Source organism: Pseudomonas trivialis (genome assembly GCF_001439805.1).
Taxonomy (GTDB): domain Bacteria; phylum Pseudomonadota; class Gammaproteobacteria; order Pseudomonadales; family Pseudomonadaceae; genus Aquipseudomonas; species Aquipseudomonas trivialis.
On record NZ_JYLK01000013.1, the window covers coordinates 155,871 to 171,639 of the forward strand.

The following is a 15,769-nucleotide window of genomic DNA, read 5'->3' on the forward strand; positions in this document are numbered from 1 at the left end:
GTCAGTCAATCCACAAAGTCGGGTTTCTGTTTACTCATGTGAGCCGCGATGGCCACGCGCAAATCGTTGGATTGCAACATAGCCGCGTTCCAGGTGGCAACGTATTCCAGACCGTCATTGATGCTGTGATCACGCATGTAGCTGATCATGGCCTTGGTGCCGGTGACGGCAATCGGCGATTTGGCGGCGATTTCGCGGGCAATCTCCAGGACTCCGGCCAGCAGGCTGGCGTGATCGGAATACACACGGTTCACCAGGCCGATGCTGCGCGCTTCTTCGGCGCCGAACTGACGGCCGGTGTAGGCCAGTTCGCGCAGCATGCCGTCACCGACAATGCGCGGCAGGCGTTGCAGGGTGCCGACATCGGCGGCCATGCCAATGTCGACTTCCTTGATGGAGAACTGCGCATCCTCGGCGGCATAACGCATGTCGCAGGCACTGATCAGGTCGATGGCGCCGCCGATGCAGTAGCCCTGGATCGCCGCCAGCACCGGCTTGCGGCAGTTGTCGACCGCGTTGAACGAGGCTTGCAGCTCGAGGATCTTGCGCCGCAGCAGGCGCGCGTTGCGGCCCACATCCTTGCCCAGGTCATTGGCCACCTGGGCCAGCAGCATCAAGTCGATACCCGACGAGAAATGCTTGCCGGCACCGCTGAGCACCACGGCGCGCACGGCGTCGGTGTCTTCAACCCATTGGAATATCTCGACAATTTCACGCCAGAACGCCGCGTTCATCGCGTTGATCTTTTCCGGACGGTTGATCTGCACATGGGCAACGTTGCCGCTGAGCTCGACAACGAAGGCTTGGTATTCGGACATGGCAGTGATCCCTGACTGACGATTGATAAGGGCCAGACTATAACAAGCCTGCGCAAGGGCGCATCGGCCAAAAGGCGGACTCGCACTTATCGGCGCCATGGGCACGGGTGTGCCTGGAAAACGCTGGATAAAACCCCGCGCACCCGCCATCCTTCGCGCTTTAAGCCGCCCGCGCGCGGCGTTTCACGCTCAAAGGACATGCCCATGCACAGCCAACCCCTCGCCCTGATCGATTTCGACTTCATCGACGAAACCCTGCTCAAATACGGCGACGACCATTCGGTACTCAACCTGGCCGAACTCGACGGTTACTTCACCGCGCTGGTGTCGAGCCCGGCCCGGGTTGACGTCGGCGAGTGGTTTCCGGCCATCTGGGGCGGGCACAATCCGGCCTGGGAAAGCGCGGATGAGGCCCAGCGTTTCCTCGAACTGTGCGTACGCCACATGAATACCCTCGCAGGCCAACTGGCTAACAACGCCCAAGGGTTCAAGGCCCGTTTCGATGACACCGAGCATCAGGGCCACACCCTGACCCTTGCCGAAGAGTGGTGCTTTGGCTATATCCGTGGCGCGGCCATCGCCACCTGGCCTGACCTGCCGCCCGAGCAGGCCGCACACCTGGAAAAAATCGCCCTGTGCGCCGAGCAGGACAACTTCGAGCTGCCGGCCGACCTTGATGTACGGGCGCACCAGCAGCGCGTCAGCGAGATCGAACCGGCCGCGCGAGCCCTGCATGATTACTGGCTGGCCTTGCGCTAAGCCTCGACAAGCACCGCTGCTTTGGCCGATTATTCGAGTCCGCCCGTCAGCCACTCCGTGCCACCTTGCCTTGATCAGGAGCCTTGCACCTTGAGTTCGCAGAAAACCGTGACCGTTACCCCACCCAATTCCCCCCTGAACGGCAAGGTAGCGCCCCCCGGCTCCAAATCCATCACCAACCGCGCCCTGTTGCTGGCCGCCCTGGCCAACGGCACCAGTCGCCTGACCGGCGCGCTGAAAAGCGATGACACCCGGCATATGTCGGTGGCCTTGCGCGCGATGGGCGTGACCATCGACGAGCCGGATGACACCACCTTTGTGGTCACCGGGTCCGGCAGGCTGCAACGGTCGGCACACCCCTTATTTCTCGGCAATGCCGGCACGGCGATGCGCTTTCTCACCGCCGCCGTGGCCACCGTGCAAGGCAGCGTCGTGCTGGACGGCGACGCCTACATGCAAAAACGTCCGATCGGCCCGCTGCTGACCGCCCTCGGCCAGAACGGCATCCAGGTCGACAGCCCCACCGGCTGCCCGCCCGTGACCGTACACGGTGCGGGCAAGGTGCGGGCCAAGCGCTTCGAGATCGACGGCGGTTTGTCCAGCCAGTATGTCTCGGCCCTGCTGATGCTGGCGGCGTGCGGCGAAGCACCGATTGAAGTGGCACTGACCGGCAAGGACATCGGCGCCCGTGGTTACGTGGACCTGACCCTGGACTGCATGCGCGCATTCGGCGCGCAGGTGGAGGCGGTCGATGACACCACCTGGCGCGTCGCCGCCACCGGCTATCACGCCCACGACTACCTGATCGAGCCGGATGCGTCCGCCGCCACCTACCTGTGGGCGGCCGAAGTGTTGACCGGCGGCCATATCGATATTGGCGTGGCTCCGCAGGATTTCACCCAGCCGGACGCCAAGGCCCAGGCGGTGATCGCGCAGTTCCCGAACATGCCGGCCACCGTGGTGGGTTCGCAGATGCAGGACGCGATCCCGACCCTCGCGGTATTGGCCGCTTTCAACAACACCCCGGTGCGCTTCACCGAGTTGGCCAACCTGCGCGTGAAGGAATGTGACCGCGTGCAGGCCCTGCACGACGGCCTCAACGAAATCCGCCCGGGCCTGGCGACCATCGAGGGCGACGACTTGCTGGTAGCCGCCGATCCGGCACTGGCCGGTACGTCCTGCAATGCGCTGATCGACACCCACGCCGACCACCGCATCGCCATGTGCTTCGCGCTGGCGGGGCTGAAGGTCGCGGGCATTCGCATCCAGGACCCGGACTGCGTGGCCAAGACCTATCCTGACTACTGGAAGGCCCTGGGCAGCCTCGGCGTTGCGCTGACCTACTGACTCGGCGTCGCCGCAATGGGGAGGGATGCACATGACGATTCGCCAACCCTGCCCGCCCGGCGCCTGTATTTGCGCACGTGAAGAACTGCTGCAGGCACCGGGTGCCGACCTGCGCGTGCTTGGCCTGACGCGCCAGGAAGAAAAAAAGCTCCTTGCCCGGCTGGAAGATCTCAAGAGTTTGCAGGACCTGGAGCACATGCAGCAGCGGATGTATGAGCTGCTCGGGATTCGGGTGCACGTCGCGCCGGGGCATACCGAGGTCAGGAGCATGCGGGGGATTCAGATTGTCATCGATGAGCTGCCGGGGATGTGCCGCAAGACGCGGCAGGCAATTCCGGCGGCGATTCGGCGGGGATTGGAGAAACGGCCGGAAATTGCTTATCGGTTGCTCGATGCTTATGACCTGTTTGGCCAGGGGTAAGGAGGTAGGTGTATATCCATTGCTGCGGTAACGGCCAACTTAGGGTTCCGCCCTTTTGGCGGGTTACTGTAAAAAAGAGCCGAAGCAGATTAAAAGCAGGTTCTCCCCCTGCATCCGCTCGCCACAAGAATGTGGATTCTTGAATTTTTGTCTGCAAAATCAACACGTTATTTTTTGATAAGAGCGGGTCTGCCGGCGATGCGCCGTGACGGGTATGTACCCCATCACTCCTTGGGAAAAGTCACCCCGTCCCACCCCCCACCCAGCGCCGCGATCAACTGAACGCTCGCCACCAACCGTGTTTGCAGCAACGTCAACACCGTCCGCTCATTACTCAGCGCGGTCGCCTGCACCGTCACCACATCCAGATACGCAATCAACCCCGCCTTGTATTGATTCTGCGTCAACCGCAGCGACTCACGCGCGGCGTCCAGCGCTTCGTTGCTGACCACCGCCTCGTCTTCCAGCACCTTGAGCTGCACCATGTAGTTTTCCACTTCACGGAAACCATCCAGCACCGTCTGGCGATACTTGGCCACGGTCTCGTCGTAGGACGCCACGGTGCGATCAACCTCGGCCGAACGCTGCCCGCCGTCGAACAGGGTCATCGCAAGCTTGGGCCCCACCGACCAGAAGCGGTTCGGCAGGCTGATCCAGTCGGCATAGGTACTGCTGGTATACCCGCCCGCCAGACTCAGGCTCAAGTCCGGGTAGTAGGCGGCCTTGGCCACGCCGATATTGGCGTTGGCGGCGATCACCGAGCGTTCGGCCGAGGCGATGTCCGGGCGGCGTTCGAGCAGTTGCGAGGGCAGGCTCACGGGGATTTGCGGCAACGCTGGAATGTCCTTGCTCACTGCCAGGTTGAAGTTGGCCGGGGCCTCGCCGATCAGCACGGCGATGGCGTTTTCCAGTTGCGCGCGCTGCCAGATCAGGTCGATCAAGCTGGCCTGGGTGGTTTTGAGTTGGGTTTGTGCCTGGGCGACCGCGTCCTTGCCGGAAATGCCGGCGCGGTATTGGTTTTCGGTCATCTGCAACGAGCGCTGATAGGTATCCAGCGTGGCTTGCAGCAGGCGCGTCTGTTCATCCATCACGCGCACTTGCAGGTAGCTCTGCACCAGCTCCGATTGTTGGCTCAGGCGCATCGCGGCAAGGTCCGCGGCGCTGGCTTCGGCGCTGGCTTCGTTGGCTTCCAGGCCACGGCGCAGCTTGCCCCACACGTCTGCCTCCCAGCTCACGCCCAACTGCGCGTTCAGGGTGTCGCGGATACCGCTGCTGGAACTGCTCAGACTTGCGCTGCTGCTGCCGGTGCCCTGGCTCGCGCGGGTCTTGCCGACACTCAGGTCGACGCTGGGGTAAAACGCGCCACGGGCGCTGCGCACCAGCGACTGGGCCTGACGGAAACGTGCTTCAGCCTGGGCCACGGTCTGGTTGGAGGTGTTGAGGCGCAGCACCAGGTCATTCAACTGGCGGTCGCCGTACAACTCCCACCAGGCGCCACGGGCCAGGGCGTCGCTTGGCGTGGCCTGGCGCCAGCCCTGGGCTTCCTTGAACTGGGCCGGCTCGATCACCTCCGGGCGTTTGTAATCGGGGCCAATGGCACACGCGCTGAGCAACAGGCCACACAGCAAAAGGCTCGCCACGCGAGCCCCACGGAACATGGCGCATTGGGCAAACGTTGAATCGGTCATAGCGCAGAGTCCAGGGCAGCATCGGTGCGCACGCCACGCCAGGCGTTGAAACGGTGGCGTGCGCGGTCGAGATAGAGGTAGACCACCGGGGTGGTGTAAAGGGTCAGGACCTGGCTGAATACCAGGCCGCCGATGATGGTCAGGCCCAGCGGGTGGCGCATTTCCGCACCGTCGCCAGTGCCCAGCAACAAGGGCAAGGCACCGAGGATGGCCGCCAGGGTGGTCATCAGAATCGGCCGCAGCCGCAGCAGGCAGGCGCTGCGAATCGACTCCAGCGGACCCAGGCCGTCGTTGCGCTCCAGCTGCAACGCCAGGTCGATCATCAAAATCGCGTTCTTCTTCACCACGCCGATCAGCAGGAACAACCCGAGCAGGGAGATCAGGCTGAACTCGCCTCCTGTGAGATAGATGGCAAGCATGGCGCCGACCCCGGCCGATGGCAGCGTCGAGAGAATCGTCAGCGGGTGAATGTAGCTCTCATACAGAATGCCCAGCACCAGGTACACCGCCACCAGCGCGCCGAGGATCATGAACGGCTGCCCCTTCTGCGTGGCGGCAAAGGCATCGGCGGTGCCGGCCATCTTGGCGATCACGTCCTCGGGCAAGCCGACCTTGGCAATCGCCCGCTCAATCGCAGCCGTACCCTGCTCCACCGTGACCCCGGGGGCCATGTCAAAGGCGATGTTTTCCGACGCGAACTGGCCTTCGTGGCTGACCCGATCATTGGCCAGGCTGTTTTCGTAATGGGCAATGGTCGACAACGGCACCCGTGCGCCATCGGCGGTGATCACCTGCATCTGGTTGAGGGTGATCGGGTCCTGGGCATATTTGGGGTTGACCTCCATCACCACCTGATACTGGTTGAGGCTGTCATAGATGGTGGAAATCTGCCGCTGGCTGTAGGCGTTGTTGAGCACCGCCGTGACCATGTCCATGTCGATGCCCAGGCGTTTGGCCTGATCACGGTCGACAATCAGCGTGACCTGCGCAGCCCCCCGGCCCTCACGGGCATCGATGGCGGTCAGCTCGGGCAACGCCCGCATGGCGGCAACCACTTTCGGGTACCACAGGCGCAACGCGGCAAGATCGCCACTTTGCAGGATGTAGGAATATTGCGCGCTGGTCTGGTCGCGACCGCCGCCAAATTGCAGGTCCTGGTCGGCCATCAGGAACAGGCGTCCGCCCGGCACCAGCGGCACGTCCTTGCGCAGGCGCTCGATCACCGCCTGGGCGGACACCTTGCGCTCGGCAATCGGCTTGAGGCGCACCAGCATCACCGCGTTGTTGGTGCCGTTGTTGCCGCCGATAAAGCCGGCCACGCTGAGCACCGCCGGGTCGTTGAGCACCGCCTTGCGGAAGGTCTCCATCTTCGGCTGCATCACGCTGAACGACAGGCCGTCATCACCGCGCACGAAGCCGATCAACTGGCCGGTGTCCTGCTGGGGCATGAAGGTCTTGGGCACCACCACGTACAGCGCGACGTTTACGCCGATGGTCAGCAGCAGGCTGAGCAGGGTAAGACGCCGATGGCGCAGCACCCAGTCCAGGCTGCTGGCGTAACCGGCCACCATGCGGTCGTTGACCTTCTGGCTCCAGCGCTGCAGCCCGGTCATGCGGCCCTTGACCTGGGGTTTGAGCCAGCGTGCGCAGAGCATCGGGGTCAGGGTCAGCGAGACGATCAGCGACACAATGATCGCCGCCGACAGGGTGATCGAAAACTCACGAAACAGGCTGGTGACGATGCCGCCCATGAACAGGATGGAAAGGAACACCGCCACCAGCGACACGTTCATCGACAGCAGGGTAAAGCCCACTTCCTCGGCGCCCAGGTACGCCGCCTTCATCGGCGGTACCCCTTCGTCGATATGCCGGGAGATGTTCTCCAGCACCACGATGGCATCGTCCACCACCAGGCCGGTGGCGAGGATCAACGCCATCAGCGAAAAATTGTTCAGCGAGAACCCGTACAGGTACATCACTGCAAAGGTGCCCACCAGCGACACCGGCACCGCCAGGGTCGGGATCAGCGACGCGCGGAAATTGCCGAGAAACAGGTACACCACCAGAATCACCAGGCCTACCGCGATCAGCAGGGTCATCTCGGCTTCATGCAGGGTGGCGGTAATCACCGGCGAGCGATCCATGGCCAGGCTGAGCTTGACGCTGGACGGCAACACCGCCTGCAACGCCGGCAACTGCGCCTTGATCTGCCTGACCGTCTCGATGATGTTGGCGCCGGACTGGCGGTTGATCACCAGCAGCACCGCCGAATCGTTGTTGAAGAAGCCACTGTTGTAGCGGTCTTCGACGCCATCGGTGATCTTCGCCACGTCCGACAGGCGCAGGGCCGCGCCATTCTGGTAGCGAATCAGCAGCGGCTCGTAGTCCTTGGCTTTTTCCAGCTGGTCGTTGGCCTGGATCTGCCAGTTGCGCTGGCTGTCTTCCAGCGAGCCCTTGGGCCGGCGCTGGTTGGCATTGGCAATGGTGTTGCGCACATCGTCCAGGGCCACGCCGTACTGGTCGAGGGCCTTGGGTTGCAGTTCGATGCGCACCGCCGGCAGCGAACTGCCGCCGATCTGCACTTCGCCCACACCGGGCACCTGAGACAGGCTTTGCGAGAGGATGGTCGAGGCCAGATCGTAAAGCTGGCCCTTCTGCAACACGTCCGAGGTCAGCGACAGCACCATGACCGGCGCCTGGGACGGGTTGATCTTCTTGTAGGTGGGCATGCTGCGCATGCCGCTGGGCAGCAGGTTGCGCGACGCATTGATGGCAGCCTGCACTTCCCTTGCCGCGCCGTTGATATCGCGGTCGGCGTCGAACGCCAGGATCACCCGGGTGGACCCCTGACTGGACGAACTGCTCATGGTGGTGATGCCGGCAATCGAGCCGAAGGAGCGCTCCAGCGGCGTGGCCACGGTGGACGCCATCACTTCGGGGCTGGCTCCGGGCAGGCTGGCCGACACCACGATCACCGGGAAGTCGATCTGCGGCAAGGGCGACACCGGCAGCAGGTTGAAGCTGACACCGCCCAGCAACATGATCGCCAGGCTCAGCAGCAGCGTGGCGACCGGCCGGCGAATGAAAGGTCCGGACAGGTTCATGGCTCAACCGGCTCCAGGCGTTGCGGCTCTTTGCGCCAACGCCGTCCCAGACGATCGAAGTACAGGTAGATCACCGGCGTGGTGAACAGCGTCAACACCTGGCTCACCAGCAGGCCGCCGACCATCACCAGGCCCAGGGGCTGGCGCAACTCGGCGCCGGAACCGCTGGCGAGCATCAGCGGCACCGCACCGAACAGCGCGGCCAGGGTGGTCATCAGGATCGGCCGGAAACGCAACAGCGCCGCCTGATAAATCGCCGTCTGCGGGTCAAGGCCCTGGTTGCGTTCGGCGTCGAGGGCGAAGTCGATCATCATGATCGCGTTCTTCTTCACGATACCGATCAGCAAAATGATGCCGATGATCGCGATCATGCCCAGGTCATTGCCGCTGAGCAGCAAGGCGAGCAGCGCCCCCACTGCTGCCGAAGGCAGGGTCGAGAGAATGGTGATCGGGTGGATATAGCTCTCGTACAACACGCCAAGCACGATGTACATGGTGACCACCGCCGCCAGGATCAGCAGCAGGGTGCTCGACAGCGATGCCTCGAACGCCTGGGCCGCGCCCTGGAACCGGGTCTGCACGCCCACCGGCATGCCGATGTCCTTCTGCGTCTGGTTGATCAGCTCCACGCCTTTGCCCAACGCGACGCCAGGCGCCAGGTTGAACGACATCATCACCGCCGGGAACTGGCCGATGTGCGCAATCGCCAACTGCGCCTGGCGCTGTTCCACACGGGCCAGGCTCGACAGCCGCACCTGGCCGCCATCGGTGGTTTTCACGTGGATCTGGTTCAGCGCCTCCGGCCCAAGGGTTTCGCCGGACTGGGCCTGCAACACCACACGGTACTGACTGGCCTGGGTGTAGATGGTCGAGATCTGCCGCTGGCCGAAGGCGTCATACAGTGCGTCGGTAATGGTCGACACGCTGACACCCAGGCGCGAGGCCGCATCGCGGTCGATCACCAGATACACCTGCAGGCCCTTGTCCTGCAGGTCGCTGGCGACGTCGGTCAACTCCGGCAACTGGCTGAGCGCCTGCACCAGCTTGCCGCTCCACAGCGCCAGCAGCTCGGCGTCCGGGGACGACATGCTGAACTGGTATTGGGTGCGGCTGACGCGATCTTCGATGGTCAGGTCCTGCACGGGCTGCATGAACAGGCGAATGCCCACCAGCGTGTCGATCTGTGGTTGCAGGCGCGCGATCACCTCGGTCGCACTCAGGTCACGTACGGCGTGGGGCTTGAGGTTGATCAGCAAACGGCCACTGTTGAGCGTGGCGTTGTCACCGTCCACCCCGATATAGGACGACAGGCTTTCCACAGAGGGGTCGGCCAGGATGATTTTGGCCAGTTCCTGTTGGCGCTGGCTCATGGCGGCAAACGAAATCGACTGCGGCGCCTCTGAGACACCCTGGATCACCCCGGTGTCCTGCACCGGGAAAAAGCCCTTGGGCACCACCAGGTACAGCACCACGGTGAGGCCCAGAGTCGCGATGGCCACCAGCAGGGTCAGCGGCTGGTGCCTGAGCACCCATTGCAGCATGCGCGCGTAACCGTTGATCAGCCAGTCGATCCAGGCGCCGCTGGCCTTGTAGAAACGGCTTTGCTCCGCCTCCTCGGGCTCGCGCTTGAGCAAGCGTGCGCACATCATTGGCGTGAGAGTGAGCGAGACCACCAGGGAAATCAGGATTGCCACCGCCAGGGTGATGGCGAACTCGCGAAACAGCCGCCCCACCACGTCCGCCATGAACAGCAGCGGAATCAACACGGCGATCAGCGACAGGGTCAGGGAAATCAGGGTGAAGCCGATCTGCCGCGCGCCCTTGAGCGCCGCCGCCATGGGCGTCTCCCCTTCCTCGATATAGCGCGCGATGTTTTCCAGCATCACGATAGCGTCGTCCACGACGAAGCCGGTGGCGATGGTCAGGGCCATCAGCGTCAGGTTGTTGATGGAGAACCCGGCCAGGTACATCACGCCAAAGGTGCCGATCAGCGACAGCGGCACGGCAATCGACGGAATTATGGTCGCACTGACCCTGCGCAGAAACAGGAACGTGACCATCACCACCAGAGCGATGGCAATCAGCAATTCATGTTGCACGTCGGTGACGGACGCGCGGATGGTCTGGGTGCGGTCGGTGAGCACCGCCACATCCAGGCCGGCCGGCAGGTTGTCGGTAATGCTCGGCAGCAGCGCCTTGATGCGGTCGACCACCTCGATTACGTTGGCGCCCGGTTGGCGCTGGATATTGAGCAGCACGGCCTGGTTTTCATTGGCCCAGGCGGCAAGGCGTTCGTTTTCGGCGCCGTCGACGATCTGTGCCACATCCTTGAGGCGCAACGGCGCGCCATTGTTGTAGGCGAGGATCAACTCGGCGTATTGCTGGGGCGAGACCAGTTGATCGTTGGCGTCGAGCATCGACACCCGCGTGGGGCCGTCGAAGTTGCCCTTGGGCTGGTTGACGTTGGACGCGGCGATCAGGGTGCGCACATCCGACAGGTTCAGGCCGTTGGCCGCCAGGGCCTCGGGGTTGACCTTGATGCGCACGGCCTGGCGCTGGCCGCCAGCGATGCTGACCATGCCGACGCCGCTGATCTGCGCAATCTTTTGCGCCATGCGGGTGTCGACCAGGTCGTTGAGCTTGGGCAGCAGCATGGTCCTGGAGGTGATCGCCAAGGTCAGCACGGGAGTGTCCGCCGGGTTGACCTTGTTGTACACCGGCGGCGCCGGCAGGTCCTTGGGCAACAGGTTGGTGGCGGCGTTGATCGCGGCCTGCACCTGTTGCTCGGCGACATCCATGTTGATATCGAGGTTGAAGCGCAGGGTCAGCACCGAGGCGCCGCCGGAGCTGGTGGACGCCATCTGCGTAAGGCCGGGCATTTGCCCGAACTGGCGCTCAAGCGGTGCGGTGACCGCGCTGGTCATCACGTCGGGGCTGGCGCCGGGGTACAGGGTCATCACCCGGATCGTCGGGTAATCCACCTGGGGCAAGGCCGATACCGGCAGCAGCCGGTACGCGATGATGCCGGCCAGGACGATGGCCAGCATGCTCAGCGTGGTGGCGACCGGGCGAAGAATAAACAGCCGCGACAGGTTCATGAACCGACCTTTTGCGCCTTGCCGGCGTTAACGCCGCTCTCGGTTTTGGCCGCCGGTTTGCCTTGCAGGTGTTCGGTGGGGGTGGTGGGCACTTCGGCGCTGTCGTTGACCACTTCGATTTCGCTGCCATCCTTGAGCCGGTCGGTGCCTTCCATGACCACGCGGTCGCCGGCTTTCAGGCCCTCTTTGATCACCGTGTTGTCGCCGTCGGTATCGCCGACCACCAGCGGCTGGACCTTGACCTTTTTGTCGCCATCGAGCACGTAGACGAAGGTCCCGTTGTTGCCGAACTGGATCGCGGCGGACGGCGCCAACACCACGTCGCGCAGGGTGTCGGCCAGCAGGTGCACGTTGACGAACTGGTTGGGAAACAGTGCCTGATCCCTGTTATCGAAGCGCGCCTTGAATTTCAGGGTACCGGTGGTGACGTCGATCTGGTTGTCCAGGCTTTGCAGTACGCCAACCGCCTGTTTCTTCATGTCGCCACGGTCCCAGGCCTCCACCGGCAGCTTGTTGCCTGCGTGGTAGCGGGTCAGCACGGTATCCAGGGTATTTTCCGGCAGGGTGAAGGCCACACTGATCGGCTGGGTCTGGGTGATCACCGCCAGGGCGGTGGTGTCGTTGGCCGCAACGAGGTTGCCGACGTCGAGCTGGCGCAGACCGACACGCCCGGCAATTGGTGCGCGGATTTTGGTGAATTCGAGGTTGAGCTTTGCATCATCCACCGCGCCCTGATTGGTCTTGACCGTGCCCTGGTATTGCAGGACCAGCGCTTCGGCGGTGTCCAGGGTCTGTTTGGCGATGCTGTCCTGTTTATACAGGTCGCGATAGCGCTGCACGTCAACCTGGGCGTTTTTCAACTGCGCCTGGTTCTGCAGCAGTGTGCCCTGAGCCTGCAGCAACGCATTCTGGTAGCTGCGCGGGTCAATTTCCGCCAACAGGTCGCCGGCCTTGACCATCTGCCCCTCTTCAAAGGCGATCTTGACCAGCTCCCCACCGACCCGGCTGCGCACATTGATGGTGTTGAGCGCGGTGACCGTACCCAACGCCTTGTAGTACACCGGGAACTCCCCCAGCACCGCCGGCGCCACACGCACCGGCACCGGCCCGGTGGACCCGCCGAAGCCCGGGCGCGCCATGCCGGTTTTGCCGGTGTGCCCGGCCGCTGCGTCCTTGTGGGCGCTATTGGCGGGCCAGAATTTCCAGCACAGGCCAGCGATGACCAGCAGCACAAGCAGACCGAACAGCCAGCGGCGGGAGTTGCGTGGGGAGGATTGCATGGAGTGATCAACCATTGGGCGCGAGAGCTTCTTCTTTGGGAGGCTGAAAGATAAGCACTGGGGCGGCTTAAGAAAAGCGCCTTTACCGGCTATTTACCTTGGGCTTACACGTTTTAACGGCTGCAGCTTAGTCCATTCGCTAGTTCGCTAAGCTGCTGACGCTCAAATAAAAACGGCCTGGACGAGGCCAGACCGCAAACATGTATCCGATGTGTTACTGCGAGGTGCAGTAATGTGCCGAAACAGTTACTTACTTCAAAACAGCCAGGGCGGCTTCGTAGTTTGGCTCCTGGCCAATTTCCGCAACCAGTTCGCTGTGCAACACTTTGTCGTTTTCATCCAGTACCACCACGGCACGAGCGGTCAGGCTGCGCAGTGGGCCGTCGGTGATATCGACACCGTAGTCCTGGGAGAAGGCAGCGCTGCGGAAATCCGACAGGCTTTTCACGTTTTCCAGGCCTTCGGAACCGCAGAAACGCGCCTGGGCGAACGGCAGGTCGGAGGAAATGCACAGCACCACGGTGTTGCTCAGGTCGTTGGCCTGGGCATTGAACTTGCGCACCGAGGTGGCGCAGGTCGGGGTATCGACGCTTGGGAAGATATTCAACACTTTGCGCTTGCCGGCGAAGGAAGCCAGGGTGGCATCCGACAGGTCGCCGGCGGTCAGGGTGAAGTCGGGCGCCTGGGAACCGGCTTGTGGCAGTTCGCCTTCAACCTGGACCGGGTTACCTTTGAGAGTGACTTGAGCCATGAACGAAATCCTTATGCGGGTTTGATGAAACAAATTCGAGAGGCCGAAGTTAACCACAAAGTGCCGCCGCTACCTACCCCGCAGGCAAATTGTCATCACACCGGGTTGTGGTTTAATTGCACGCTTTTTGCCCACCCCTTTTCAGGAACCCGCCCTTGATAAATCAGCCCTCCACCCAAGTTCTGGTTATTGGTTACGTCTGGCCGGAGCCTCGTTCCTCGGCGGCGGGCGGGCATATGATGCAGATTCTTGAGACGTTTCTCACGCAAGGTTGGGACATTACCTTTAGCAGCCCGGCCGCACTCGGCGAGCATAAGGCCGACCTGTCGACGCTGGGCATCGCCGAATGCGCCATCGAACTCAATAACAGCAGTTTCGATGACTTTATCCGCGAACTGGCCCCGGATATCGTGCTGTTCGACCGTTTCATGATGGAAGAGCAATTCGGCTGGCGCGTGGAGAAGTGCTGCCCCGACGCCCTGCGCGTGCTGGAGACCTCCGACCTGCAAAGCCTGCGGGATGCACGTCACCAGCGCTTCAAGGACCATGTGAAGACCCACCCTGACAGCGATGACTTCGCTGCGCTGTTTGCCCCTGATTTGGGGGACGAGTTCCAACGCATGGCCGACACGGACCTCGCCAAACGCGAAATCGCCGCCATTTACCGCTGCGATATCAGCCTGATGATCTCCGACCTGGAAATCCGCCTGCTCACCGAACAATTCAACGTGCCCGCCGCCCTGCTCCACTGGTGCCCGCTGATGATGCAGCCGCCCACCGCCGCGTTCGCGCCCTTTGAAGACCGCGCGCACTTTCTCAGCATCGGCAACTTTCGCCACGCGCCCAACTGGGATGCGGTGCTGTGGATGAAGAACAGCCTGTGGCCGTTGATCCGCCAGCAACTGCCTGGCGCCCAGTTGCATGTCTACGGCGCTTACACCCCGCCCAAGGCCACCGCCCTGCACAACCCGGCGCAGGGTTTTCATGTGATGAACTGGGCTGAAGATGCCTTGCAGGTGATGAGCGCCGCGCGCATCTGCCTGGCGCCGCTGCGCTTCGGCGCGGGCATCAAGGGCAAACTGGCCGACGCCATGCTGTGCGGCACGCCCAACGTCACCACCCCCATCGGTGCCGAAGCCATGGGCGATGAACAGCCCTGGCCCGGCATGATCGAACACGGAGCCCAGGCGCTCGCCGCCGCCGCCGTCGCCCTTTATCAGGACCGTGAGCGCTGGACCCAGGCCCAGGAACAGGGTCGCCAGTTGCTCGCCCGACGCTATGACCAGCGCATCCTCGGCCCAGCCCTGGTGCAATGCCTGGAAAACTGCCGCATCCACCTCGCCAGCCACCGCCGGAACAACTTCACCGGCAGCATGCTGCGTCACCATGCCCACAAGAGCACGCAGTACATGTCCCAGTGGATCGAGGCAAAAAACCGCACGGTATAAAGTCGGCGCTGGCGAGGTCGGGCGCGAGGAGGCATTATCCTGGGCAGCGACCATAAAAAAGCGACGGCACCATGACCCGAGCAACGCGCATCAACGACCCTTCCTACGAGCTGATGGACGATCACAACGGTCTGTCCATCATCTATCGCCAGCACGGTTTCCCCTGCCCGCTGGTGCGCTGGCATTTCCACAAGGAATACGAACTGCACCTGATCATTGCCAGCTCGGGCAAGGTGTTTATCGGCGACTATATCGGCAACTTCTACCCGGAAAGCCTGTTCCTCACCGGACCCAACCTGCCCCACAACTGGATCAGCCAGGTGGGGGAAGACGAAGTGGTGCCCAAGCGCGACATGCTGGTGAATTTCACCGACGACCTGCTTGAGGGTGGCAGCCAGATATTCACCGAACTCAAGACCCTGGCCCCCTTGCTGGAGCGCGCGCACTACGGCATCGAATTTCGTTGCAAAAAGACCATCGCCCAGGCCATGCGCTTGATGCAATGCATCGAGAACGACCAGGGCATGGCGCGCCTGGGGCATTTCTTCATCCTGATGGAGGTGTTGAGCGCGTGTGAGGATTATCAGTTGCTGTCGGGCGTGACCACGCCCCAACTGGCCGACGAACACAGCGTCGACCGCACCAACCGCGCGGTGGACTACATCTTTGCCCACTACGCGCGCGAATTGCCGCTGGAGGAAGTTGCGGACTACCTGGGGATGAAACCCACGTATTTCTCGCGGGTGTTCAAGCAGGCGACCGGTCGTACCTTTGTCGAGTTCGTCAACCGTTTGCGTATCAGCAAGTCATGCGAGTTGCTGGCCGACGGCGACAAGGCGGTGACGGATGTGTGTTTCGAGTCGGGGTTCAATAACATTTCCAACTTCAACCGGCGTTTTCAGCAGCTCAAGGGCATGACGCCGTCTCACTATAGGCGGTTGGCGGTGCAGCGGTTGACCGAGCAGAACCTCGCCTGCCATTGATCGTACCCACCTCCGTGCAGGCACGATCAAAAAATGGCTACATTGCCTGTCACACATGCCTAGTGAACGCCA

Annotated in this window: 11 protein-coding genes; 5 read left to right on the plus strand and 6 right to left on the minus strand. The window is 62.6% G+C overall.

Annotation, left to right across the window (positions count from 1 at the left end):
* Positions 1–5: 5 nt before the first annotated feature.
* Positions 6–818 carry a crotonase/enoyl-CoA hydratase family protein gene (locus TU79_RS18610; protein WP_057009361.1) on the minus strand — a complete coding sequence of 271 codons (813 nt, stop codon included), beginning with the start codon at positions 816–818 and terminating at the stop codon, positions 6–8.
* 204 nt (positions 819–1,022) lie between these two features.
* Here TU79_RS18610 and TU79_RS18615 point away from each other — a divergent pair, with 204 nt between their 5' ends.
* The 3 genes from TU79_RS18615 to TU79_RS18625 all read left to right on the plus strand — a co-directional run bounded on the left by TU79_RS18615 (position 1,023) and on the right by TU79_RS18625 (position 3,345).
* Positions 1,023–1,577, plus strand: a complete 555-nt coding sequence (locus TU79_RS18615) for a UPF0149 family protein (RefSeq protein WP_057009362.1) — start codon at positions 1,023–1,025, stop codon at positions 1,575–1,577.
* Between the two features lie 90 nt (positions 1,578–1,667).
* Positions 1,668–2,924 (plus strand): 3-phosphoshikimate 1-carboxyvinyltransferase, encoded by a 1,257-nt coding sequence (locus tag TU79_RS18620; RefSeq protein WP_057009363.1) that lies wholly within the window; start codon positions 1,668–1,670, stop codon positions 2,922–2,924.
* A gap of 31 nt (positions 2,925–2,955) precedes the next feature.
* Positions 2,956–3,345, plus strand: a complete 390-nt coding sequence (locus TU79_RS18625; protein WP_057009364.1) for a hypothetical protein — start codon at positions 2,956–2,958, stop codon at positions 3,343–3,345.
* 224 nt (positions 3,346–3,569) lie between these two features.
* On the opposite strand, the gene TU79_RS18630 is transcribed toward TU79_RS18625, so the two are convergent.
* The 5 genes from TU79_RS18630 to tpx all read right to left on the minus strand — a co-directional run bounded on the left by TU79_RS18630 (position 3,570) and on the right by tpx (position 13,266).
* Entirely contained in the window at positions 3,570–5,033 is a 1,464-nt protein-coding gene (locus tag TU79_RS18630; protein ID WP_057009365.1) for an efflux transporter outer membrane subunit, read from the minus strand.
* Positions 5,030–8,137: an efflux RND transporter permease subunit gene (locus tag TU79_RS18635; protein ID WP_057009366.1), complete on the minus strand. Its 3,108-nt coding sequence runs from the start codon at positions 8,135–8,137 to the stop codon at positions 5,030–5,032. Before TU79_RS18635 ends, TU79_RS18630 begins: the two co-directional genes overlap by 4 nt.
* Entirely contained in the window at positions 8,134–11,235 is a 3,102-nt protein-coding gene (locus TU79_RS18640) for an MdtB/MuxB family multidrug efflux RND transporter permease subunit (protein ID WP_057009367.1), read from the minus strand. Before TU79_RS18640 ends, TU79_RS18635 begins: the two co-directional genes overlap by 4 nt.
* Positions 11,232–12,530 (minus strand): MdtA/MuxA family multidrug efflux RND transporter periplasmic adaptor subunit, encoded by a 1,299-nt coding sequence (locus tag TU79_RS18645; protein WP_057009368.1) that lies wholly within the window; start codon positions 12,528–12,530, stop codon positions 11,232–11,234. Before TU79_RS18645 ends, TU79_RS18640 begins: the two co-directional genes overlap by 4 nt.
* A 235-nt stretch (positions 12,531–12,765) precedes the next feature.
* Complete coding sequence (gene tpx / locus TU79_RS18650) at positions 12,766–13,266, minus strand: thiol peroxidase (RefSeq protein WP_057009369.1); 501 nt, start codon at positions 13,264–13,266, stop codon at positions 12,766–12,768.
* Between the two features lie 158 nt (positions 13,267–13,424).
* Here tpx and TU79_RS18655 point away from each other — a divergent pair, with 158 nt between their 5' ends.
* Entirely contained in the window at positions 13,425–14,714 is a 1,290-nt protein-coding gene (locus TU79_RS18655; RefSeq protein WP_057009385.1) for a glycosyltransferase, read from the plus strand.
* Positions 14,715–14,785: 71 nt separating this feature from the next.
* Complete coding sequence (locus TU79_RS18660; RefSeq protein WP_057009370.1) at positions 14,786–15,697, plus strand: AraC family transcriptional regulator; 912 nt, start codon at positions 14,786–14,788, stop codon at positions 15,695–15,697.
* Positions 15,698–15,769: the final 72 nt, after the last annotated feature.